The sequence below is a fragment of the Pseudomonas sp. NFACC39-1 genome, assembly GCF_900110355.1.
Classification (GTDB): Bacteria; Pseudomonadota; Gammaproteobacteria; order Pseudomonadales; family Pseudomonadaceae; genus Aquipseudomonas; species Aquipseudomonas tehranensis.
In genome coordinates this window covers 451248-472854 of record NZ_FODL01000006.1, presented here as the reverse complement: position 1 = coordinate 472854, position 21607 = coordinate 451248, and the positions used below count along the sequence as shown (strand labels likewise).

Genomic DNA, 21607 nt, shown 5'->3' with positions numbered 1-21607 from the left:
CTTTGTTGTTGGGAATCGCCTCCAGTACATCAAGTTCGGCGTGATAGATCACCAACTCGTTCTTGGCGACATCCACGCCCACAATCGGCTTTGTGACAGAAACCGGCATTGCCATTGAAAATTCTCCGGGCTAAGGTTTGAACACTTGAAGGGTTCACCCAGAGGCGCAGGCTTGTTCCTATCGTCGGTTTAGGCCAGATGCATTCTTTATCGGCGCTTGGGTGAAAGGAGGAGGGGCGAAATCTCCCACGGTCTGTACTGCGCCTAACAGTCAGAATCGAGCCTTGTCCCTCCTCCTCCCTTCAAGTCCTACCATACAAGCGAGCCTGCTCGCGATTACGGAGTGTCAGACAACATTGTTGTCGGCTGATACACCGCTATCGCGAGCAGGCTCGCTCCCACAGGTTTTTTGTATTCCGGTCCTGGCAATCATCCTGTTATGAGCTAGTACTGTCAGGTCGATTCAACATCCTCAGACAGGAATCTTCCATGTTGGCTCATTGGTCTTTGGCGGCAATTCATCTTCTGGCTTTCGCCCTGGGATTCTGGGCGGTGCTTGCCCGTGGCACGGCGTTGCGACGCCTGGCGGGCGGTATGGACGCGGTTCGAAACGTGTTGATGGCGGACAACCTGTGGGGGCTATCGGCGGTGGTCCTGCTGGTGACCGGCGGGATGCGTGCTTTCGGCGGATTTGAAAAAGGCACGGACTATTATCTGCACCAGCCGCTGTTTCACCTGAAGATGACGTTGTTCGTGCTGATCCTGTTGCTTGAAATCGCGCCGATGATCGCCTTGATCAAATGGCGGATGGCACTGGGCAAAGGGCATGCGATCGATCCTTCGAAAGCCGGCCGGTTTGCGCGGATCAGTCACATTGAAGCCTTGCTGCTGGTGCTGATGGTGATCGCAGCCACAGGTATGGCTCGCGGCGTGGGTCTGGGGTGACCGTCACGAATACCGGCTTCATCGCCATTAAAACGAAACGTCTGACAGCCATGCTATGGGTCATATCATTAGTATCGGTTTGACGGGATGAACGAAAAATCAAAGGCGGGATGGAGCAGGGATGAGGGACGGTCGGCATGAATCTTTAGCCAGCCTTGCGACGATGCATAAGGGCTGGCTACGGACTGCTGCAGGGCTCAGGGCGTTTGCGGCTTGTCAGGGGCAGTAAGGCCCGCCTGAATGCGCTGATAAATCTCTTCGCGATGCACCGCAACGTTTTTCGGAGCGTTGATGCCGATACGGACTTGTTGGCCGCTAACGCCCAGAATGGTGATCGTGATGTCGTCACCAATGTTTATGCTTTCACCGACTTTGCGGGTGAGTATCAGCATGGTGTTCTCCTTGATTGCTTTATAGGGCACCTGATTCAGGCAGTGCAGATGTCGGTACTGCTTATAGATTAGTGCCAAGTGTCACAATGTGGGTGCCTCTTTCTGACGCGCAGACGCAGCATTAATTCCCAGGGTGCGACTATACAGAGACGCCGTGCAGGTTTCTCGTGTTTTGAGCGCTGTTTACGGCGTTATTGACGGGCTTGAGTGTTAAAATCCCCGCTCCATGTCTTCCGGGGTAAAACGTTGTGCGCAAATTGGCTTGGGTAATCGCGGTATTGGCGCTGGCAGGATGCGGTGAAGGGCGTGACGTCGACACACCGAAGCCGAAGGTGGCGGCGACCCTCACGCCGACCGCTGCCGCTGCGCCACAGTGGGGCGTTGAAGTCCGGGGCGAAATCCCACAGGCTGTCAGCGATCTGACCGCGTGGCTCATCGAGCACAGTTTTGTCTCAAGCGTGGTGAAAGAGGATGGCAAGGACCGGGTTCTGGTCGGGCCTTTCAATTCCAAGGCCGAAGCCGAGGCGAAACAGGCGCAATTGAACGCCGCCCTGGTTCGAGCGAAAAAGCGCAACATCGAGTCGCTGGTGGTGGATTACCCAACCGCTCAATAAACCCCGCAGAATAGAACAGTCAGTTAAGCCACAAAACCTGTGGGAGCGAGCCTGCTCGCGATAGCGGTGGATCTGCCAACGTTGCGGTTGACGTTGATGTTGATGGGCATGCCCCTATCGCGAGCAAGCAAGCTCCCACAGTTGATTTGCGCTGTTCCCAAATGCGAGGTCAACCGCAGGCCTGCAAATTCACCGGGCCCACGAACTCGTTTCCACGACCCATCACACACGCCACGCTCTGGTTGCGCTGGCGCTCCCAGCTCTGTACCGGGTAGGTCTTGTCCCAGGCTTCATACAGGCGCCGGTCCTGCTTCGAGAGGCGCAGGCCGTATTGTTTACTCATGTAGAAATACGTCCGGGCGATCATTCCGCGGATGGAAGGGCGGGGCATGACTTTCTTGGCCTTGAAATCCACCTGGGTCAGGCATGAGCCGTACTGGCCCTTTTGCGTCGGCAGCCAGCCAAAACTGAAGTTGCTGCGGTCGCCGTTCACTTCCCCGATGCTCGGCACCAGATTATGGAGGTCGGCCTCGGCCCGTTGGTAGACCGGGTCATGGCGGGTGCAATTCTTCCGGCCGCCTTGTTGCCAGCATTGACGCTGATGACCGATCTGCCACGCCGGGACGATATGCTCCCACTCGATACGCGCGGCGCGATTGGCGTTCTTGCGCGGCACATAACCGCAGGCAGCCAGGTTCACGCGATTGCCGGAGTATTTGCAGCCACAGTAGAACTCGGTGGATTGGGGAGCATAGAGCTTCCAGGCGACTTTCTTGGCCTCGCTGAACGTACGGGGCGCATCGGCTTGCGCGCCCATGGCGACCATCACAAGCAATAAAGCTAAACAACGAACACTCATCAGGCTCAATCTTCCTTCGGCACAACCCAGAACACCTGCACACCGCCATCGTCGCGATAGGCGAGGGTGACATTGTCGTTCTCGTCGATTTCTTCCAGCAGGCGCTCCCACTCATCCACTGGCTCCTCGGGCAGCCGGAAGATCAGGGCCGCCTTGGCTTTTTGGGCGGTGGGGGAGTTGATGATTTTCGAGACCCGCAGGCCGAGGCGGGTATAGGAATCTAAGGGGGTAGTTGCAGCGGACGGCGTTGCCACAGGATTATCCTTATTGAGCTGTACGTGCGTACAGTATTTAACCGTAGGCATTTACGCAACTGCTTAAAATTCAAGAAAATCCTCTGACAACGCTTTTTCCGTTTTGGTGTAGGAAAAATTAAGCTAAAGAAGCCGCTCCAGCAGTCGATGGCCTTCGTAGGAATCTTATTCATGGAGTTTTGTTATGTCGTTTTCCGTCGGCTTTCCCAATGCCGCTGCCGTCACCATCGGCGGCCAGTCCGCGGCCACGCTCAAGGCCTTGAGCCAAGCGAGCACCGAGGCAGCCGATGAAACCCTTGACCAGACGCAGGCGCCAGGCCAGGTCCGTACGAGCATGAGCCCTGCGTCCGAAGGTAAGACCGAAAAGAGCGGGAGCACCCAGAGCATTGCCGTGCAGGTGTTGCTCAAGCGCATGCAAGAGCTTCAACAGCAGCTCAGAGAACAGCAACAGCAGTTGGCTGCTGCGCAGAAGCAGGTCTACCCGACACCCGAAGCCAAAACCTCGACGGTCATGGCGATACAAGGCCAGATTGCCGATACCAGCGGTGCATTGCTGGAGGTCACCGGCCATCTGATCACAGAGCTGGCCAAGGGGTCCGATACGGGGGCCCTGGTCAACACGACCGCCTGATCCCACAGCCTTGCGGTGAAATCCGCACGTTGACAAAACCCGGAAGCTTTACCATAGTTCCCTTCACGCAAACGTTTGCGCAGCCTTCGTTGATGCTCGACGACGGCCTGTGGAACGACTTCCCGTGCAACGATTTTGCTCAAAATAATCATAAAATCGGAGTGAACCCATGAAGTTGCCATTCGCTGGACGCCTTCTCGCCGTCGCCATGCTCGCGGCCGCATCCGCTGCGCTGCCTTTCTCTTCGGCATTTGCCCAGACCCCGGAAAAACCCAAGGTGGCCCTGGTCATGAAATCCCTGGCCAACGAGTTCTTCCTGACCATGGAAGATGGTGCCAAGGCTTATCAGAAGGAACACTCCGCCGATTTCGACCTGATCTCCAACGGGATCAAGGATGAAACCGACACCGCCAACCAGATCCGCATTGTCGAGCAGATGATCGTCTCCAAGGTCGATGCCCTCATCATCGCGCCAGCCGATTCCAAGGCCATGGTGCCGGTGATCAAGAAAGCCGTCGACGCCGGCATCACCGTGATCAACATCGACAACCAGCTCGATCCGGCGGTGGTCAAAAGCAAAAACATCACCGTGCCGTTCGTAGGCCCGGACAACCGCAAGGGCGCACGCCTGGTGGGCGAGTACCTGGCCAAGCAGCTCAAGGCCGGTGATGAGGTCGGCATCATCGAAGGCGTGTCCACCACCACCAATGCCCAGGCGCGCACCGCCGGCTTCAAGGACGCCATGGAAGCGGCGCAGATCAAGGTCGTTTCCCTGCAATCGGGCGACTGGGAAATCAACAAGGGCAATCAGGTTGCCGCCTCGATGCTCAGCGAGTACCCGAACATCAAGGCACTGCTGGCCGGTAACGACAGCATGGCGGTCGGCGCAGTATCGGCCATTCGCGCTGCGGGCAAGGCGGGCAAGGTACAAGTGGTCGGCTACGACAACATCAACGCCATCAAGCCCATGCTCAAGGACGGTCGCGTCCTGGCGACTGCCGACCAGTTCGCCGCCAAACAGGCTGTTTTCGGCATCGAGACGGCCCTGAAGATCCTCAAGGGCGAAGCCGTCGACAGCGGCACTAACGGCGTTATCGAAACTCCGGTCGAGCTGGTGACCCAGTAGTTATCCTGGCGACACAACGACGCTCGCCCTTGCTGGCGAGCGTATTGGAGAGTTTTTTATGTCCGTTCGCGACCCGAACGCTGTCCTTTCGGTCAGCGGCATCGGCAAGACCTATGCCCAGCCGGTACTGAGCGACATCGACTTGACCTTGATGCGCGGCGAAGTGCTGGCGCTGACCGGCGAAAATGGCGCCGGTAAGAGCACCCTGTCCAAGATCATCGGCGGGCTGGTGACGCCAACCACCGGGCAGATGCAATTCCAGGGGCAGGATTACCGTCCCGGCAGCCGTACCCAGGCTGAAGAGCTGGGCGTGCGCATGGTAATGCAGGAACTCAACCTGCTGCCGACGCTTTCCGTGGCCGAAAACCTGTTCCTCCACAACCTGCCCAGCCGTGGCGGCTGGATCAGTCGCAAGCAACTGCGCAAAGCGGCGGTCGAGGCCATGGCCCAGGTGGGACTCGATGCGATCGACCCTGACACATTGGTCAGTGAGTTAGGCATCGGTCACCAACAGATGGTCGAAATCGCCCGCAACCTGATCGGCGATTGCCATGTGCTGATTCTCGACGAGCCGACCGCCATGCTCACCGCTCGTGAGGTGGAGATGCTCTTCGAGCAGATCACTCGTCTGCAGGCGCGAGGCGTGTCGATCATTTATATTTCCCATCGCCTTGAAGAACTGGCTCGGGTGGCCCAGCGCATTGCGGTGCTGCGCGACGGCAACCTGGTCTGCGTCGAGCCGATCGCCAACTACAACAGCGAGCAACTGGTGACGCTGATGGTTGGGCGGGAACTGGGCGAGCACATCGACCTGGGGCCGCGCCAGATCGGCGCGCCGGCATTGACCGTCAACGGCTTGAGCCGTTCGGACAAGGTCCGCGATGTGTCCTTCGAGGTGCGCAGTGGCGAGATATTCGGTATTTCCGGGCTGATCGGGGCAGGGCGCACCGAGCTGCTGCGGCTGATCTTCGGCGCCGATGCGGCCGACAGCGGCACGGTGGCGCTGGGTTCGCCGGCCCGTGTCGTCAGCATTCGCTCGCCGTCCGATGCGGTGGCCCACGGTATCGCGCTGATCACCGAGGACCGCAAGGGCGAAGGCCTGCTGCTGACTCAATCCATCGCCGCCAACATTGCCCTGGGCAACATGCCGGAGATCTCCAGCGCCGGCTTCGTCAATGGCAGCGAGGAGTTCTCGTTGGCGCAGCGCCAGATCGACGCCATGCGAATCCGCAGCTCCAGCCCGACACAGTTGGTGTCCGAACTGTCGGGCGGCAATCAACAGAAGGTCGTGATCGGTCGCTGGCTGGAACGCGATTGCTCGGTGTTGCTGTTCGACGAGCCGACCCGTGGCATCGACGTCGGCGCCAAATTCGATATCTATGCGCTGCTCGGTGAGCTGACGCGCCAGGGCAAGGCGTTGGTCGTGGTGTCCAGCGACCTGCGGGAACTGATGCTGATCTGTGACCGCATCGGCGTGCTGTCCGCCGGCCGCCTGATTAACACCTTCGAGCGCGACAGCTGGACCCAGGATGACTTGCTTGCCGCCGCATTCGCCGGCTACCAGAAACGTGATGCGTTGCTCAACGAAGCAGCGCCTAGGGACTTCTCATGAAAACCGTATCTGCCGTCGGCAAATCGAATGGCAACTTCTATGGCCTGGGCACCTACCTGGGGCTGGCCGGGGCTTTGTTGGCGATGATCGCGTTGTTCTCGGTCCTGAGCAGCCATTTTCTTTCGTATGACACCTTCAGCACCCTGGCCAACCAGATTCCAGACCTGATGGTGCTGGCGGTCGGCATGACCTTCATCCTGATCATCGGCGGTATCGATCTGTCGGTCGGGTCGGTGCTGGCCCTGGCCGCATCGACGGTGAGTGTGGCGGTGCTGGGCTGGGGCTGGAGTGTATGGCCAGCCGCATTGTTGGGCATGGCCGTGGCGGCCCTGGCCGGCACCGTTACCGGTTCGATTACCGTGGCGTGGCGGATCCCATCCTTCATCGTTTCCCTCGGCGTGCTGGAAATGGCCCGAGGTCTGGCGTACCAGATGACCGGCTCGCGGACGGCCTACATCGGGGATTCCTTCGCCTGGCTGTCCAATCCGATCGCCTTCGGCATTTCACCGTCATTCATCATTGCCTTGCTGGTGATCTTCATTGCCCAGGCTGTGCTGACCCGCACTGTGTTTGGCCGTTATCTGATCGGTATCGGCACCAATGAAGAAGCCGTGCGACTGGCGGGTATCAATCCAAAACCTTACAAGATCCTGGTGTTCAGCCTGATGGGGTTGTTGGCCGGTCTGGCCGCGCTGTTCCAGATTTCCCGCCTGGAGGCGGCAGATCCGAACGCCGGTTCAGGGCTTGAGCTACAGGTCATCGCTGCGGTGGTCATCGGCGGCACGAGCCTGATGGGCGGACGCGGTTCGGTCATCAGCACCTTCTTTGGCGTGCTGATCATCTCCGTGTTGGCCGCGGGCCTGGCGCAGATTGGCGCCTCCGAACCGACCAAGCGCATCATTACCGGCGCGGTGATTGTGGTTGCGGTGGTGCTCGACACTTACCGCAGCCAGCGCGCCAGCCGGCGGGCCTGAACCATGGCGACGATCAAGGATGTGGCGGCGCTCGCGGGAATTTCCTACACCACCGTGTCTCACGTAGTGAACAAGACGCGGCCGGTCAGCGAAGAGGTGCGGCTCAAGGTTGAGGCGGCCATCGAGCGGCTCGATTATGTGCCCAGCGCGGTGGCCCGGTCGCTGAAAGCCAAGACCACGGCGACCATTGGCTTGCTGGTGCCCAACAGCCTTAACCCCTACTTTGCCGAACTGGCCCGGGGGATCGAGGATTACTGTGAGCGCAACGGCTATTGCGTGATCCTGTGCAATTCCGATGACAACCCGGACAAGCAGCGCAGTTATCTGCGGGTGCTGCTGGAAAAGCGCATCGACGGCCTGATCGTCGCTTCCGCCGGCGGCGACGTCGGTCTCGCTCAGGGGCTGACCAACGTGCGTACGCCCATGGTCATCGTCGACCGTGGGCTGGACGGCGTCGACGCGGACCTGGTGCGCATCGACCATGAACACGGTGCATACCTGGCCACCCGGCACCTGCTGGAGCTTGGCCACCGTGATATCGCTATTATCGGCGGCCCGGCGGACACCAGCGTGGCGCAGATGCGTCTGGCCGGTTACTGCCGCGCTCTGAAAGAAGCCGGGATCGAGCTGCCCGTCGAGCGCATGCTCGAAAGCGATTTCACCAGCACCGGTGGTTATCAGGCGGCGGCCAGGCTGCTCGAGCATCAGCCACCCAGTGCGATTTTTGCGGCCAACGACATGATCGGCATCGGTGTGTTGCGCGCCGCTGCCGAGCGCAATGTGCGCGTGCCCAGTGAACTGTCGGTCATTGGTTTCGATGACATTCAGATGAGCCGTTATGTCTATCCGGCGCTGACCACGGTGGGGCAGTCGATCCTGCAGCTTGGTGAGATGGCCGCTGAAGTGCTGTTGCGGCGGATCGCAACGCCGGGGCTTGCCACCGATCAGCGCATCGTGACGCCCAGCATTGTCTTGCGAGAGTCGACTGCACCGCTGTCAGGTACATTCGCCCAATACCGCTGAACCGAATTGATGAGTGAAGATGTATGCCAGCAAAAGTAGTGGTAATAGGCAGCCTGAACATGGACCTGGTGACCCGGGCACCGCGTCTGCCCAAGGGCGGTGAAACGCTGATGGGGCAGTCGTTCTGCACCATCCCGGGAGGGAAGGGGGCCAATCAGGCCGTGGCTGCAGCGCGCCTGGGAGCGAAGGTGTCCATGGTCGGTTGCGTGGGCAGTGACGCCTACGGTCAGCAATTGCGCGGGGCGCTGCTGGCCGAGGGCATCGACTGCCAGTCGGTCAGTGTCGTGGACGGCTCCAGCGGCGTAGCGCTGATCGTTGTCGACGACAACAGTCAGAATGCTATCGTTATCGTCCCCGGTGCCAACGGCGCACTGGGTCCTGATGTCCTGGATCGCTTCGATGAGGTGCTGCGCAGCGCCGATGTCGTTATCTGCCAGCTTGAGGTGCCGGACGCGACCGTCGGGCATGCACTCAAGCGGGGCCGGGAACTGGGCAAGACCGTCATTCTGAACCCCGCGCCGGCCTCCCGGCCCTTGCCGGCCGACTGGTACGCCTGTATCGACTATCTGATTCCCAATGAGAGCGAAGCCGCCGTGCTGAGCGGCGTGACGGTGGACTCTCTGGAAACCGCCGAAGCGGCCGCGACGCAATTGCTCGCCGCCGGTGCCGGCAAGGTGATCGTCACCCTGGGCGCCCAGGGCCTGATGTTCGCCAATGGCGCGAGTTTTCAACACTTCCCGGCGCCGCAGGTCAAAGCGGTGGACACCACGGCGGCCGGAGACACCTTTGTCGGCGGCTTCGCGGCAGCGTTGGCTGACGGCAAAAGCGAGGCCGAGGCGATTCGTTTCGGTCAGGTCGCCGCCGCGTTATCGGTCACCCGCGCGGGGGCGCAGCCCTCCATTCCCACCTTGTTGGAAGTACAGGCTTTCAAATCATGAAAAAGACGCCGTTGTTGAATATCGCGCTGTCGCGACTGATCGCTTCCCTTGGCCATGGCGACAAGGTGGTCATCGGTGATGCGGGGTTGCCGGTGCCTCCACAGGTCGAGTTGATCGACCTGGCCCTGACCCATGGCATTCCGGATTTTGTCAGCACCCTGAAAGTGCTGCTCAGCGAAATGCAGGTGGAGAGCCACGTACTGGCTGAAGAGATTTTCGATAAACAACCTGCGGCCCTGGCGACACTGGAGGCACTGCATGCCGATGGCGCGCTGGGGGCGCGGGAGCTGGTCAGCCATGAACAATTCAAGGCGGTCAGCCGGCAAGCTCGGGCGATTATTCGCACGGGAGAATGCTCCCCGTATTGCAACATCGTGTTGATTGCCGGAGTAACGTTCTAACCTTCTCAACCCTGCACAAGGAATGCGCCATGCACCGCTATGCTCAGAAAATGCGTCAACTGTTCCGGAGTCTGCTGCTTTTGTCACTGATCACTGCTACGAGCGCCCAGGCGGCGGAAAAAATCGACCTGATCATCGACACTGATCCGGGGGCCGACGATGTGGTTGCCCTGTTGTTTGCCCTGGCTTCCCCCGAAGAGCTGAATATCCGCGCGTTGACCACCGTCGCTGGCAACGTGCGTCTGGACAAGACATCGCGCAACGCTCGCCTGGCTCGGGAATGGGCGGGGCGCGAAGACGTGCCGGTGTACGCCGGTGCGCCGAAGCCGATGATGCGCACGCCCATCTACGCGGAAAACATCCATGGCAAGGAAGGCCTGTCGGGTGTCGAGGTGTATGAGCCGAAGAAAGGGTTGGCCAAGGGCAACGCCGTCAACTACCTGATCGACACCCTCAAGGCGGCCAAGCCTCACAGCATCACCCTTGCCATGCTTGGCCCGCAGACCAACCTGGCCCTGGCGTTGATCCAGGAGCCCGAGATTGTCCAGGGCATCAAGGAAGTGGTGATCATGGGCGGTGCGCACTTCAATGGCGGCAACATCACCCCGGTGGCCGAGTTCAACCTGTACGCGGATCCACAGGCCGCAGAAGTGGTGCTCAAGAGCGGTGTGAAACTCACTTACCTGCCGCTGGACGTGACCCACAAGATCCTCACCAGCGAAGCACGGCTGAAGCAGATCGCTGCCGTGAACAACAAGGCCAGCAAGATCGTCGGCGACATTCTCAACGAATACGTCAAAGGTGACATGGAGCACTACGGCATGACGGGCGGGCCGGTGCACGATGCGACGGTGATTGCCTACCTGCTCAAGCCAGAGTTGTTTACCGGGCGTTCAGTCAACGTCGTGGTGGACAGCCGGGAAGGGCCGACCTTTGGCCAGACCATTGTTGACTGGTACGACGGCCTGAAGGCACCCAAAAATGCCTACTGGGTGCAGGATGGCGACGCTCAGGGCTTTTTTGACCTGCTGACCGAGCGTCTGGCGCGTTTGAAGTAACCCGTCTTGCCACACACCCGCAGGCCAAGGCCTGCGGGTGTGCTTCAATCCACTGCTTCAATGCTGCTGGGGTATCGTTCGAACGCTTGCTGGATAAAGTTCAGGGCGGCCTTCGTTCCCAGTTCCTTCACCAACAGTTCTATACCGATGATTGCCAGTTCTTCGGGGCTGCCAGGACTGTAGGAGCTGTGGCCCTCCGACCATTTGGCATTGATGGTGGCTTCGATGCTGACGGTGCTCATGGTCGGGCTCGCGAGTTGGAAGGTCTGTAGGTTGAGTTAACCATTTTTGCTTGGGGTTTTGCACTGCGACTTAGGCATCAGGGAAGGGCTGTGCGACACTTGCTTTTTGACTTTCTGAAGAGGCCCCCGCCGTGCAGATCGATTTGAACGCTCCTGACGGGTTGACCCTCGACGCGGTTCGTCAGTTGCTGGCTTCGGCCAGTGATGACGAGCACACCCAACTGCGCGTGACCAAGGGTGGCATCGCCTATTTGTCTTCGGGTGTGGTGGGCGGTGTGGACATCGACGGGCTATCGTTTCGGCTGGAAACGTGGGCGAAAGGTTCGGGCTACGTCGGGCGGGTCGCCGCCAGCGACGAGGTCTGGGTCATGCAGATCTACAATGCGTTGAAAGACAACTGGCCGAATCCACCCTTTGACTACATCGACGTTTACTGAGCACCATTCATATTCAGTCACGATTCACCCCTGAAGCGGGATGTCGGCTCAGGCAAACTGCCTGTTTTCCTGATGAGGGCACCATGATAGCCCTTGGCTTGAAACCAAGCTTCGTTTGGGCTGTCGCACGCTCTCTGTTTAATCATCAACAAAAGGAGGCTTCATGCCTTGGAAGCTCGCGTCATTGGGTACTTTGCTGGCCGTCACGCTCTTGAGCGGATGCAGTAGCACCTCTGAATCGACCCCTGATCCGGTGGCAACAGAAACTGGCTACAGCCGCTGCGAAGCAAAAGGTGCCGAGTTTGCCATTGGCAAGAAGGCCACGCCGCAACTGCTGGAACAAGCCCGCACCCGTGCCGGTGCGCAGAATGCGCGGATTCTCAAGCCCAACGACATGGTGACGCTTGAGTACCGCTCGGATCGCCTGAATCTCAATACGGATGCCAATCTGGTCATCAATCGGGTGAACTGCGGCTGATTGAGTTTTCAATCGCCCATAAAAAACCCCGTCACATGGACGGGGTTTTTTGTGCTCGCCGAGTAATTACTCTGGGCGAACCTGTGCAGCTTGCATACCCTTTTGGCCTTTCTCAGCCACGAAGGAAACGGTCTGGCCTTCTTTCAGGCTTTTGAAACCGTCGCTTTCGATAGCTTTGAAGTGTACGAACAGGTCGTCACCGCCACCTTGAGGAGTGATGAAGCCGAAGCCTTTTTCATCGTTGAACCATTTAACGGTGCCGGTTTGGCGATTAGACATGGTGTATCTCCAAGAAACATATATTTTCAGTGTACTGTGCTGCTCAGGCCAACTGGGCACACGGGGATATCATAGTCGAAATGTTCGATTTGGGAGCCCCCCGGAGGCGCTGTTTGCCAATCAGTCGCGTTTTCTTTACCACCTTAACCTGCTGGAAGCCCCGGTTTAAAAGGCTTTCAGCCGAACGTAAAGACGATAAAAAAAGCTGTAAAACCTGAATAAATCGTTCGAAATAGCCTGAAATCAGCATTTTTTGACGCTGTTTGGCTTCGTCGAAAGACTCGTTCTCTTACTTTTTGACCTTGTTAGCGGGCTTGCATTTTGCAATCTGCCCCAGCGCTTTTTCCTTTAGCTCCGGGCTGGCCTGGTCGTCCATCAGGGCCTGGATGTCCTTGGCCGGGTAGGACTTGATTGCATCGGCGCCACAGGCGCAATGGGTTTCGGCATCCTCCGCCCCGATCTGTGGCGTTGCCGCCTGGGTGCACTGGGCCATGTATTTTTCACGCTCGCCCTTGGGCCATTCGGCGTGGGCGGTCAGCGGAAGCAGCAGGGCGAGGGGGGCGACTGCTGCAAAGAGTGTTTTGAGACGCATGCTGCGATGCTCCTTTCGGGTCGATGTCTTTTTATCTGAGGCGTAGCGGGCGGTTCAGTTCAGCACTCTGGCATAAAAACCGTGGATTTACGTTCGCTTCAATCCGGGCGCGGCGATGACCGTTCATCTGTGCTAGCATGCCGGGCTCGGGTATTTTCAGGCTTCGGAGGACCACAGGTCCCGGCGGCGGCAAATGTTCGATTAACCCTGATTTGAATCCCAGTCACTCTGGTTCGGTTTTCCCGGTTGGCCGCAAGGCTCCTGCCGCTGTAAGGCAGGCGTTCGTCATTGAATGGCCTGGACTGGATCTTGTACTGGCTCATCCCAACCCACGTGACCTTTGGTAGGGGTCACCACTAGGAGAGGAGGCGCCATGCCAACTATTACTCTTCCCGACGGCAGTCAACGTTCATTCGATCATCCGGTCTCCGTGGCCGAGGTCGCCGCATCCATTGGCGCGGGTCTGGCCAAGGCCACCCTGGCTGGCAAGGTCAACGGCAAACTGGTCGATGCCAGCGACGTCATCGATAGCGACGCCACGCTGCAAATCATCACGCCCAAGGATGAAGAGGGGCTGGAGATCATTCGCCACTCTTGCGCGCACCTGGTAGGCCATGCGGTCAAGCAGCTGTATCCGAGCGCTAAGATGGTCATCGGGCCGGTCATCGACGAAGGCTTCTATTACGACATCGCCTTTGAGCGTCCTTTCACGCCGGAAGACATGGCGGCCATCGAACAGCGCATGCAGCAGCTGATCGAGAAAGATTACGACGTCATCAAGAAAGTAACCCCGCGTGCCGAAGTCATCGAAGTGTTCAAGGCGCGTGGCGAGGATTACAAGCTGCGTCTGGTGGAAGACATGCCGGACGAGCAGGCCATGGGCCTGTACTACCACGAAGAATACGTCGACATGTGCCGTGGCCCGCACGTGCCGAACACGCGTTTCCTGAAATCCTTCAAGCTGACCAAGTTGTCCGGCGCCTACTGGCGTGGCGATGCTAAGAACGAGCAGTTGCAGCGCGTCTACGGCACTGCCTGGGCCGACAAGAAGCAGCTGGCGGCTTACATCCAGCGTATCGAGGAAGCCGAGAAGCGCGATCACCGCAAGATCGGCAAGCGCCTGGGCCTGTTCCACACCCAGGAAGAATCCCCGGGCATGGTGTTCTGGCACCCGAACGGCTGGACCCTGTACCAAGTGCTCGAGCAGTACATGCGCCAGGTCCAGCGTGAAAACGGCTACCTGGAGATCAAGACGCCGCAAGTGGTTGACCGTAGCCTGTGGGAGAAATCCGGGCACTGGGCCAACTACGCCGACAACATGTTCACTACCCAGTCGGAAAACCGCGACTACGCCATCAAGCCGATGAACTGCCCTTGCCACGTGCAGGTGTTCAACCAGGGCCTGAAAAGCTACCGCGAGTTGCCGATGCGCCTGGCCGAGTTCGGTGCCTGCCACCGTAACGAGCCATCGGGTGCGCTGCACGGCATCATGCGCGTGCGTGCCTTCACCCAGGACGATGCGCATATCTTCTGCACCGAAGAGCAGATGCAGGCCGAATCCGCTGCCTTCATCAAGCTGACCATGGACGTCTACCGGGACTTCGGCTTTACCGAAGTCGAGATGAAGCTGTCCACTCGTCCGGAAAAACGCGTCGGTTCCGATGAGTTGTGGGATCGCGCCGAAGCAGCCCTGGCCGCCGCACTCGATAGCGCGGGCCTTGCGTACGATCTGCAACCGGGCGAAGGGGCTTTCTACGGGCCGAAGATCGAATTCTCGCTGAAAGATTGCCTCGGCCGTGTATGGCAATGTGGTACCTTGCAGCTCGATTTCAACCTGCCGATCCGTCTGGGCGCCGAATACGTGTCCGAAGACAACAGCCGCAAGCACCCGGTCATGCTTCACCGCGCGATCCTCGGTTCCTTCGAGCGTTTCGTCGGGATTCTGATCGAACACTACGAGGGTGCGTTCCCTGCGTGGCTGGCGCCGACCCAGGCAGTGATCATGAATATCACTGATAAACAGGCAGATTTTGCCGCCGAAGTCGAAAAAACTCTCAACCAAAGCGGATTTCGTGCCAAGTCCGACTTGAGAAATGAAAAGATCGGCTTTAAAATCCGCGAGCATACTTTGCTCAAGGTTCCCTTTCTCTTGGTTATTGGAGATCGGGAGGTCGAGATGCAGACTGTCGCTGTGCGTACTCGTGAAGGTGCTGACCTGGGCTCGATGCCCGTCGCCGAATTCGCTGAGTTCCTCGCGCAAGCGGTTTCCCGGCGTGGTCGCCCAGATTTGGAGTAATTATTATTAAGCGTGAAATGAGACAAGATAAACGAGCTGCACCGAAAGCCCCGATCAACGAGAATATCTCGGCACGCGAGGTTCGGTTAATTGGCGCTGACGGCGAGCAGATTGGCATCGTCTCGATTGATGAAGCGCTTCGTATTGCTGAAGAAGCCAAGCTTGATCTGGTAGAAATTTCCGCAGACGCAGTCCCGCCGGTTTGCCGGGTGATGGACTACGGCAAGTCGATCTTCGAAAAGAAGAAGCAGATTGCCGCGGCGAAGAAAAACCAGAAGCAGATTCAGGTAAAAGAAATCAAGTTTCGTCCAGGGACGGAGGAAGGGGATTACCAGGTAAAACTGCGCAACCTGGTACGTTTCCTGAGTGACGGGGACAGGGCCAAGGTATCCTTGCGATTCCGCGGCCGTGAGATGGCCCACCAGGAGCTGGGGATGGAACTCCTCAAGCGGGTTGAACAAGACCTGCTCGAGTACGGTTCGGTCGAACAGCATCCTAAGATGGAAGGACGCCAGCTGATCATGGTCATCGCCCCGAAAAAGAAGAAGTAATCAACAGGGCACGGCAGGCCTTGCGATTATGTTTATCAACTGAATGCGGAGTATCCGAACATGCCAAAGATGAAAACTAAAAGTGGTGCTGCTAAGCGGTTTCTGAAAACTGCTAACGGTATCAAGCACAAGCACGCTTTCAAGAGCCACATCCTGACCAAAATGTCGACCAAGCGTAAGCGTCAACTGCGCGGTAGCAGCTTGCTGCATCCGTCTGACGTGGCAAAAGTCGAGCGCATGCTGCGCCTTCGTTAATTTTTGGATCAAGAATAGAGGAAGTAACTCATGGCTCGTGTAAAGCGTGGCGTCATTGCCCGTAAGCGTCACAAAAAAATTCTGAAACTTGCTAAAGGCTACTACGGCGCGCGTTCCCGCGTATTCCGTGTTGCCAAGCAAGCGGTAATCAAGGCAGGCCAATACGCCTACCGTGACCGTCGTCAGAAAAAACGTCAGTTCCGCGCTCTGTGGATCGCTCGTATCAACGCTGGTGCTCGTGTTAACGGTCTGTCCTACAGCCGTTTCATTGCCGGCCTGAAAAAAGCGTCCATCGAGATCGACCGTAAGGTTCTGGCTGATCTGGCAGTGAACGAAAAAGCGGCGTTTGCTGCGATTGTCGAGAAAGCTAAAGCCACCTTGGCTTAAGTACCCCCGACAGTCACCCGGCCTCACCTCTGTGGGGCCAGGTGTTAAACGTCATAAATAGGGGAAGAGCCTTCAAGCTCTTCCCCTATTTTGTATCTGGAGTCTGTACATGGAAAACCTGGACGCGCTGGTCTCTCAAGCACTAGAGGCTGTGCAAAGCGCTGAAGATATCAATGCCCTGGAGCAAATCCGGGTTCACTACCTTGGCAAGAAGGGCGAGTTGACTCAGGTGATGAAGACCCTGGGGAACCTGCCGGCCGAAGAGCGTCCGCAGGTCGGTGCGCTGATCAACGTTGCCAAGGAGCGTGTTACAGAAGTCCTTAATGCGCGCAAGGCATTGTTCGAGGAAGCGGATCTGGCTGCCAAGCTCGCCGCCGAATCCATCGACGTGACCCTGCCTGGCCGCGGCCAGACTTCCGGCGGTCTGCATCCGGTTACCCGGACCCTGGAACGTATCGAGCAGTTCTTCACCCACATCGGCTACGGCATTGCCGAAGGCCCTGAGGTCGAAGACGACTATCACAACTTCGAGGCGCTCAACATCCCAGGCCATCACCCGGCCCGGTCGATGCATGACACCTTCTATTTCAATGCGAACATGCTGTTGCGCACCCATACCTCGCCGGTACAGGTCCGCACCATGGAATCGCAGCAGCCGCCGATCCGCATCGTCTGCCCAGGCCGTGTGTACCGTAGCGACTCCGATATCACCCACTCGCCGATGTTCCACCAGGTCGAAGGCCTGCTGGTTGATCGCGACATCAATTTCGCCGACCTGAAAGGGACGATCGAAGAGTTCCTGCGGGTGTTCTTCGAAAAAGAACTGGCGGTGCGTTTCCGTCCTTCGTACTTCCCGTTCACCGAGCCATCCGCTGAAGTCGATATGGAGTGCGTGATGTGCAGCGGTAAAGGCTGCCGCGTCTGCAAGCAGACCGGCTGGCTGGAGGTCATGGGCTGCGGCATGGTTCACCCGAACGTGCTGCGTATGTCCGGGATCGATCCGGAAGAGTTCTCGGGTTTTGCTTTCGGCATGGGCGTCGAGCGTCTGGCCATGTTGCGTTACGGTGTAAATGACTTGCGCCTGTTCTTCGACAACGACTTGCGGTTCCTTGCGCAATTTCGCTAAGCCGCAGACCCGTAACGAATCTATTAGGAGAGCAGGATGAAATTCAGTGAACAATGGCTGCGCGGCTGGGTAAGCCCGCAGGTAAGCCGGGACGAGCTGGTTGCTCGCCTGTCGATGGCCGGTCTTGAGGTCGATAGCGTAACGCCGGCCGCCGGTGCATTCAGTGGTGTGGTGGTGGGCGAGGTGCTGAGCACCGAGCAGCACCCAGACGCTGACAAACTGCGGGTGTGCCAAGTTAGCAATGGCGCGGAAACCTTCCAGGTGGTCTGCGGCGCGCCAAATGTGCGCCCGGGCCTGAAGATCCCGTTCGCCATGATCGGTGCCGAACTGCCGGGCGACTTCAAGATCAAGAAAGCCAAGCTGCGTGGCGTCGAGTCCAACGGCATGTTGTGCTCCCAGGCTGAACTGCAGATTGGCGAGGGCAACGATGGCCTGATGGAGCTTCCGGCCGATGCGCCGGTGGGCCAGGACATTCGTGAATACCTGAGCCTGGACGATGCCAGCATCGAGGTCGACCTGACCCCGAACCGTGGCGACTGCCTGTCCCTGGCCGGTCTGGCTCGTGAGGTGGGTGCGTTGTATGCCGCCCCGGTGGCACGCCCCGCGGTCGCGACCGTGGCGGCGGTGCATGATGAAGTGCGCTCGGTTGAAGTCCTGGCGCCTGCAGCATGCCCGCGTTACCTGGGTCGCGTTATCCGTAACGTCGATCTGTCCAAGCCGACCCCGCTGTGGATGGTCGAACGCCTGCGTCGCGCCGACGTGCGTAGCATCGATGCCGCAGTCGACATCACCAACTATGTGATGCTGGAGCTGGGTCAGCCACTGCACGCCTTCGACCTTGCCGAAATCAACGGCGGCATCCGCGTGCGCATGGCCGAAGAGGGCGAGAAGCTGGTCCTGCTCGACGGCCAGGAAGTGACCCTGCGCAGCGATACGCTGGTGATCGCCGACCACTCCCGTGCCCTGGCGATTGCCGGCGTGATGGGTGGCGAGCACAGCGGCGTCTCCACGACGACCCGTGATGTGTTCCTTGAAAGTGCGTTCTTCGACCAGATCGCCGTGGCGGGCAAGGCCCGTTCCTATGGCCTGCACACCGATGCCTCGCACCGTTACGAGCGCGGTGTGGACTGGCAACTGGCCCGTGAAGCCATGGAGCGCGCCACTGGCCTGCTGCTGGAGATCACTGGCGGCGAAGCTGGCCCGATCATCGAAACCGTCAGTGAACAGCACCTGCCCAACATCGCACCGGTTACCCTGCGTGCCCAGCGCATCACGCAAATGCTCGGCATGGAAATGGACCCGGCTGAAGTCGAGCGCCTGCTCAGCGCCCTCGGCCTGAACATCAGCGCCGACGGGGCAGGGCAGTGGCGTGTCGAAGTGCCAAGCCATCGCTTCGATATCAGTCTGGAAGTCGATCTGATCGAAGAGCTGGCCCGTCTGTACGGCTACAACCGTTTGCCGGTTCGCTACCCGCAGGCGCGCCTGGCCCCACAAGCCAAGGCCGAAGCCCGTAGCGACCTGCCGGAACTGCGCCGTCTGCTGGTGGCTCGTGGGTATCAGGAAGCGATCACCTACAGCTTCATCGATCCGCGTCAGTTCGAACTGTTCAACCCAGGTGTCGAGCCGCTGTTGCTGGCCAACCCGATTTCCAACGACATGGCGGCCATGCGCTCGTCCCTGTGGCCAGGCCTGGTCAAGTCGCTCCAGCACAACCTGAATCGCCAGCAGGATCGCGTGCGTCTGTTCGAGAGCGGTCTGCGCTTTGTCGGTCAGTTGGAAGGTTTGAAGCAAGAGCCGATGCTCGCCGGTGTCGTTTGCGGCAGTCGTTTGCCGGAAGGCTGGGCGCAAGGTCGAGATGTCGTCGACTTCTTCGACGTCAAGGCTGATGTGGAAGCGGTACTGGGTTTCGCCGGTGCGCTTGACGCGTTCACCTTCGTGCCGGGCAAGCATCCGGCGCTGCATCCGGGACAGACCGCACGCATTGAGCGTGACGGGCGTGAAGTCGGCTATGTCGGTGCCATTCACCCTGAATTGTCGAAAACCCTGGGCCTTGATCGTCCCGTCTTTGTTTTCGAGCTGGTTTTGGCTGAAGTTGCACTGGGGAAAATGCCGAAATTCCAGGAGTTATCACGCTTTCCTGAAGTGCGGCGTGACCTGGCGTTGCTAGCTGACCGCGACGTTGCATCCAGCGCTGTGCTGGACGTAATCCGTGAAAATGCAGGCGAATGGCTCACGGACCTCAGGCTATTTGACGTGTATCAGGGTAAAGGCATTGATCCGCATAGAAAAAGCCTTGCAGTCGGCTTGACCTGGCAGCATCCATCGCGCACTCTTAATGACGATGAGGTGAATACCGCAACGCAGAATATCCTCACCTCGCTCGAAAACAGGTTGAACGCCACGTTAAGGAAGTGACGTATGGGGGCTCTGACGAAAGCTGAGATGGCGGAACGTCTGTATGAGGAGCTGGGCCTGAATAAACGGGAGGCCAAAGAATTGGTCGAACTGTTTTTCGAAGAAATCAGGCACGCTCTGGAAGACAACGAACAGGTCAAACTGTCCGGTTTCGGCAATTTTGACCTGCGGGACAAACGCCAGCGGCCTGGCCGCAATCCGAAAACGGGTGAAGAAATCCCGATCACGGCTCGCCGTGTGGTCACCTTTCGTCCAGGGCAGAAGTTGAAGGCCCGAGTTGAGGCTTATGCTGGAACCAAGTCATAACGACGAGCTACCCGTCATCCCGGGCAAACGCTACTTCACCATTGGTGAAGTCAGCGAGCTGTGTGCGGTAAAACCACACGTGCTGCGCTATTGGGAGCAGGAGTTTCCTCAACTCAACCCGGTCAAGCGCCGCGGAAACCGCCGGTATTATCAGCGCCAAGACGTGCTGATGATCCGGCAGATCCGCGCGCTGCTGTACGACCAGGGGTTCACCATCGGCGGAGCGCGCTTGCGCCTCTCCGGTGATGAGGCCAAAGACGATACAACCCAGTACAAACAGATGATCCGCCAGATGATCGCCGAGCTTGAAGATGTGCTGGTGGTGCTCAAGAAATAAATTTCTGCTTTTAAATCTTCCAGTTTTCAAAAGCTTGCGATATATTCCTGAGCGTTCCGTTGAGAGACGGAACAAGATTCACGCCTAGTCGGGGCGTAGCGCAGTCCGGTAGCGCACTAGCATGGGGTGCTAGGGGTCGAGTGTTCGAATCACTCCGTCCCGACCATATTATTCAATGACTTAGCCCAATCTGCAAAGATTGGGCTTTTTCATTGGTGGGGAGTTTTTCGGGACTTCATCCCATTTTCCTTTTCAAGATTGTCAGCACCGGTCCCCGCGAGTCGATTGTTGATACCATATTGGCTCGTGCGCCGGCCCCGGATCGTGTCCCAGGAAGTGGTGTAACTCATCATGGTTCTAGCCATTGAGCTTGCCGTTTAGTTGATCACGGCCGACAGCTTGGCCTGTGGATTATCGCTGACCGCCTCGAAGGCTTCCAACTGCATGTAGCGTCGTTGCAGGCACCACTCGTCGTTCTGCTCCAGCAGCATCGCCCCCACCAGCCGCGTTATGGCCGGATCGTTTGGAAAAATCCCCACGGCAGAAGCCAGCTTCTATAAGGCTTCAGTAAATCGATGAACTCGAATGCACGGTTGATCTAGGATGGGATGCATCGTGCAGCGCTACTAATCGATCAAGGTCATCAGCAAGGTGAACTCCCACACAGGCTGGTCTTTAGAGAGCGCGATATGTTCCAGACTGTGGGTGTGAGACAGATGATCGACTCCCTGGAGCGTCAGAGTCGAAAACATCTTGCGGTTCGCTACCATGCCGCCTACACAAATGCCTTTGAAACCATGCGCTCGTGACCACGCTTGCGACCAGTCATCCGGTTGCGGATCGCTTCGCCTTTCAGCCGATCATAGCCAAAAGCGAGCCTAAGCGCCGAATCTACCGCGTCAGAGCCACCGCTGGCGCAGAAAACCTGATTCAACGGCTAGTTACCGTTGCGATTACAGCAAGGGTCATCCCTACCACGCTTTTACTTTTGTGCAGATTCGTTCTCGTTATTATTCTCCAGGCTCATTTTCAAGCACGCTGATGGGCATGCAGCTTCTCAAAAAAGGCAACCGCCGGAA

General features: G+C 58.4%; 26 protein-coding genes, 1 tRNA gene and 2 pseudogenes. 21 read left to right on the top strand and 8 right to left on the bottom strand.

Annotated elements, in window-relative coordinates; translation table 11 throughout:
* Positions 1-115 (bottom strand): annotated as a pseudogene (locus tag BMY45_RS28420) (IS110 family transposase); the annotation flags it as partial.
* A gap of 374 nt (positions 116-489) precedes the next feature.
* On the opposite strand from BMY45_RS28420, the gene BMY45_RS16395 reads away from it, so the two are divergent.
* Positions 490-945 carry a DUF2214 family protein gene (locus tag BMY45_RS16395; protein ID WP_092399324.1) on the top strand — a complete coding sequence of 152 codons (456 nt, stop codon included), beginning with the start codon at positions 490-492 and terminating at the stop codon, positions 943-945.
* 197 nt (positions 946-1142) lie between these two features.
* Here BMY45_RS16395 and csrA read toward each other — a convergent pair whose 3' ends face one another.
* Positions 1143-1337 (bottom strand): carbon storage regulator CsrA, encoded by a 195-nt coding sequence (csrA, locus tag BMY45_RS16390; protein ID WP_003179932.1) that lies wholly within the window; start codon positions 1335-1337, stop codon positions 1143-1145.
* 248 nt (positions 1338-1585) lie between these two features.
* On the opposite strand from csrA, the gene BMY45_RS16385 reads away from it, so the two are divergent.
* Complete coding sequence (locus BMY45_RS16385) at positions 1586-1951, top strand: SPOR domain-containing protein (protein ID WP_092399322.1); 366 nt, start codon at positions 1586-1588, stop codon at positions 1949-1951.
* 169 nt (positions 1952-2120) lie between these two features.
* Here the strand turns inward: BMY45_RS16385 and BMY45_RS16380 are convergent, their stop codons facing one another.
* On the bottom strand, positions 2121-2810 hold the full coding sequence (locus tag BMY45_RS16380; RefSeq protein ID WP_092399320.1) for an endonuclease: 690 nt from the start codon (positions 2808-2810) through the stop codon (positions 2121-2123).
* Positions 2811-2815: 5 nt separating this feature from the next.
* Positions 2816-3115 carry a DUF1654 domain-containing protein gene (locus BMY45_RS16375; protein WP_076385536.1) on the bottom strand — a complete coding sequence of 100 codons (300 nt, stop codon included), beginning with the start codon at positions 3113-3115 and terminating at the stop codon, positions 2816-2818.
* Between the two features lie 133 nt (positions 3116-3248).
* Between BMY45_RS16375 and BMY45_RS16370 the strand changes: the two genes are divergently transcribed.
* The 8 genes from BMY45_RS16370 to BMY45_RS16335 all read left to right on the top strand — a co-directional run bounded on the left by BMY45_RS16370 (position 3249) and on the right by BMY45_RS16335 (position 10827).
* On the top strand, positions 3249-3695 hold the full coding sequence (locus BMY45_RS16370; protein WP_092399318.1) for a hypothetical protein: 447 nt from the start codon (positions 3249-3251) through the stop codon (positions 3693-3695).
* A gap of 169 nt (positions 3696-3864) precedes the next feature.
* Positions 3865-4821, top strand: a complete 957-nt coding sequence (locus tag BMY45_RS16365) for a sugar ABC transporter substrate-binding protein (protein ID WP_092399316.1) — start codon at positions 3865-3867, stop codon at positions 4819-4821.
* A 58-nt stretch (positions 4822-4879) separates the two neighbouring features.
* Positions 4880-6433, top strand: coding sequence for a sugar ABC transporter ATP-binding protein (locus tag BMY45_RS16360; RefSeq protein ID WP_092399314.1), 1554 nt, complete (start codon positions 4880-4882; stop codon positions 6431-6433).
* Positions 6430-7407 (top strand): ABC transporter permease, encoded by a 978-nt coding sequence (locus tag BMY45_RS16355; RefSeq protein ID WP_092399312.1) that lies wholly within the window; start codon positions 6430-6432, stop codon positions 7405-7407. Before BMY45_RS16360 ends, BMY45_RS16355 begins: the two co-directional genes overlap by 4 nt.
* A 3-nt stretch (positions 7408-7410) precedes the next feature.
* On the top strand, positions 7411-8430 hold the full coding sequence (locus BMY45_RS16350) for a LacI family DNA-binding transcriptional regulator (protein ID WP_092399310.1): 1020 nt from the start codon (positions 7411-7413) through the stop codon (positions 8428-8430).
* A gap of 23 nt (positions 8431-8453) precedes the next feature.
* Positions 8454-9368: a ribokinase gene (gene rbsK / locus BMY45_RS16345; RefSeq protein ID WP_092399308.1), complete on the top strand. Its 915-nt coding sequence runs from the start codon at positions 8454-8456 to the stop codon at positions 9366-9368.
* On the top strand, positions 9365-9769 hold the full coding sequence (rbsD, locus tag BMY45_RS16340; protein WP_092399306.1) for a D-ribose pyranase: 405 nt from the start codon (positions 9365-9367) through the stop codon (positions 9767-9769). The genes rbsK and rbsD overlap by 4 nt, the downstream gene beginning before the upstream one ends.
* A gap of 29 nt (positions 9770-9798) precedes the next feature.
* A complete protein-coding gene (locus BMY45_RS16335; RefSeq protein WP_092399304.1) occupies positions 9799-10827 on the top strand; it encodes a nucleoside hydrolase in 1029 nt (342 codons plus the stop codon).
* Positions 10828-10871: 44 nt separating this feature from the next.
* Here BMY45_RS16335 and BMY45_RS16330 read toward each other — a convergent pair whose 3' ends face one another.
* A complete protein-coding gene (locus BMY45_RS16330) occupies positions 10872-11069 on the bottom strand; it encodes a hypothetical protein (RefSeq protein ID WP_047229327.1) in 198 nt (65 codons plus the stop codon).
* A 131-nt stretch (positions 11070-11200) separates the two neighbouring features.
* Here BMY45_RS16330 and BMY45_RS16325 point away from each other — a divergent pair, with 131 nt between their 5' ends.
* Both BMY45_RS16325 and BMY45_RS16320 read left to right on the top strand, forming a co-directional pair.
* Positions 11201-11506, top strand: coding sequence for a hypothetical protein (locus BMY45_RS16325; RefSeq protein ID WP_092399302.1), 306 nt, complete (start codon positions 11201-11203; stop codon positions 11504-11506).
* Positions 11507-11669: 163 nt separating this feature from the next.
* Positions 11670-11984 (top strand): I78 family peptidase inhibitor, encoded by a 315-nt coding sequence (locus BMY45_RS16320; protein WP_092399300.1) that lies wholly within the window; start codon positions 11670-11672, stop codon positions 11982-11984.
* Between the two features lie 66 nt (positions 11985-12050).
* On the opposite strand, the gene BMY45_RS16315 is transcribed toward BMY45_RS16320, so the two are convergent.
* Both BMY45_RS16315 and BMY45_RS16310 read right to left on the bottom strand, forming a co-directional pair.
* Complete coding sequence (locus BMY45_RS16315; protein ID WP_003179963.1) at positions 12051-12263, bottom strand: cold-shock protein; 213 nt, start codon at positions 12261-12263, stop codon at positions 12051-12053.
* 289 nt (positions 12264-12552) lie between these two features.
* Positions 12553-12855, bottom strand: coding sequence for a hypothetical protein (locus BMY45_RS16310; protein ID WP_092399298.1), 303 nt, complete (start codon positions 12853-12855; stop codon positions 12553-12555).
* 373 nt (positions 12856-13228) lie between these two features.
* Between BMY45_RS16310 and thrS the strand changes: the two genes are divergently transcribed.
* The 9 genes from thrS (at position 13229) to BMY45_RS16265 (ending at position 20694) form a co-directional block, all read left to right on the top strand.
* Positions 13229-15151: a threonine--tRNA ligase gene (gene thrS / locus BMY45_RS16305; RefSeq protein WP_003203626.1), complete on the top strand. Its 1923-nt coding sequence runs from the start codon at positions 13229-13231 to the stop codon at positions 15149-15151.
* Positions 15151-15702, top strand: coding sequence for a translation initiation factor IF-3 (gene infC / locus BMY45_RS16300; RefSeq protein ID WP_169432615.1), 552 nt, complete (start codon positions 15151-15153; stop codon positions 15700-15702). Before thrS ends, infC begins: the two co-directional genes overlap by 1 nt.
* 60 nt (positions 15703-15762) lie before the next feature.
* A complete protein-coding gene (gene rpmI, locus BMY45_RS16295) occupies positions 15763-15957 on the top strand; it encodes a 50S ribosomal protein L35 (protein ID WP_002553160.1) in 195 nt (64 codons plus the stop codon).
* Between the two features lie 30 nt (positions 15958-15987).
* On the top strand, positions 15988-16344 hold the full coding sequence (rplT, locus tag BMY45_RS16290) for a 50S ribosomal protein L20 (RefSeq protein WP_002553161.1): 357 nt from the start codon (positions 15988-15990) through the stop codon (positions 16342-16344).
* Positions 16345-16453: 109 nt separating this feature from the next.
* The gene (gene pheS / locus BMY45_RS16285) at positions 16454-17470 is read left to right on the top strand and encodes a phenylalanine--tRNA ligase subunit alpha (protein WP_047229332.1); all 1017 of its coding nucleotides are present in this window, start codon (positions 16454-16456) and stop codon (positions 17468-17470) included.
* 36 nt (positions 17471-17506) lie between these two features.
* Positions 17507-19885, top strand: coding sequence for a phenylalanine--tRNA ligase subunit beta (gene pheT / locus BMY45_RS16280; RefSeq protein ID WP_092399296.1), 2379 nt, complete (start codon positions 17507-17509; stop codon positions 19883-19885).
* A gap of 3 nt (positions 19886-19888) precedes the next feature.
* Complete coding sequence (gene ihfA, locus BMY45_RS16275; RefSeq protein ID WP_002553164.1) at positions 19889-20191, top strand: integration host factor subunit alpha; 303 nt, start codon at positions 19889-19891, stop codon at positions 20189-20191.
* Complete coding sequence (locus BMY45_RS16270; RefSeq protein WP_003179985.1) at positions 20172-20528, top strand: MerR family transcriptional regulator; 357 nt, start codon at positions 20172-20174, stop codon at positions 20526-20528. Before ihfA ends, BMY45_RS16270 begins: the two co-directional genes overlap by 20 nt.
* An 89-nt stretch (positions 20529-20617) precedes the next feature.
* Positions 20618-20694 (top strand) — tRNA-Pro (locus BMY45_RS16265).
* A gap of 211 nt (positions 20695-20905) precedes the next feature.
* Here the strand turns inward: BMY45_RS16265 and BMY45_RS27675 are convergent.
* Positions 20906-21073 (bottom strand): annotated as a pseudogene (locus tag BMY45_RS27675) (IS256 family transposase); the annotation flags it as partial.
* Positions 21074-21607: the final 534 nt, after the last annotated feature.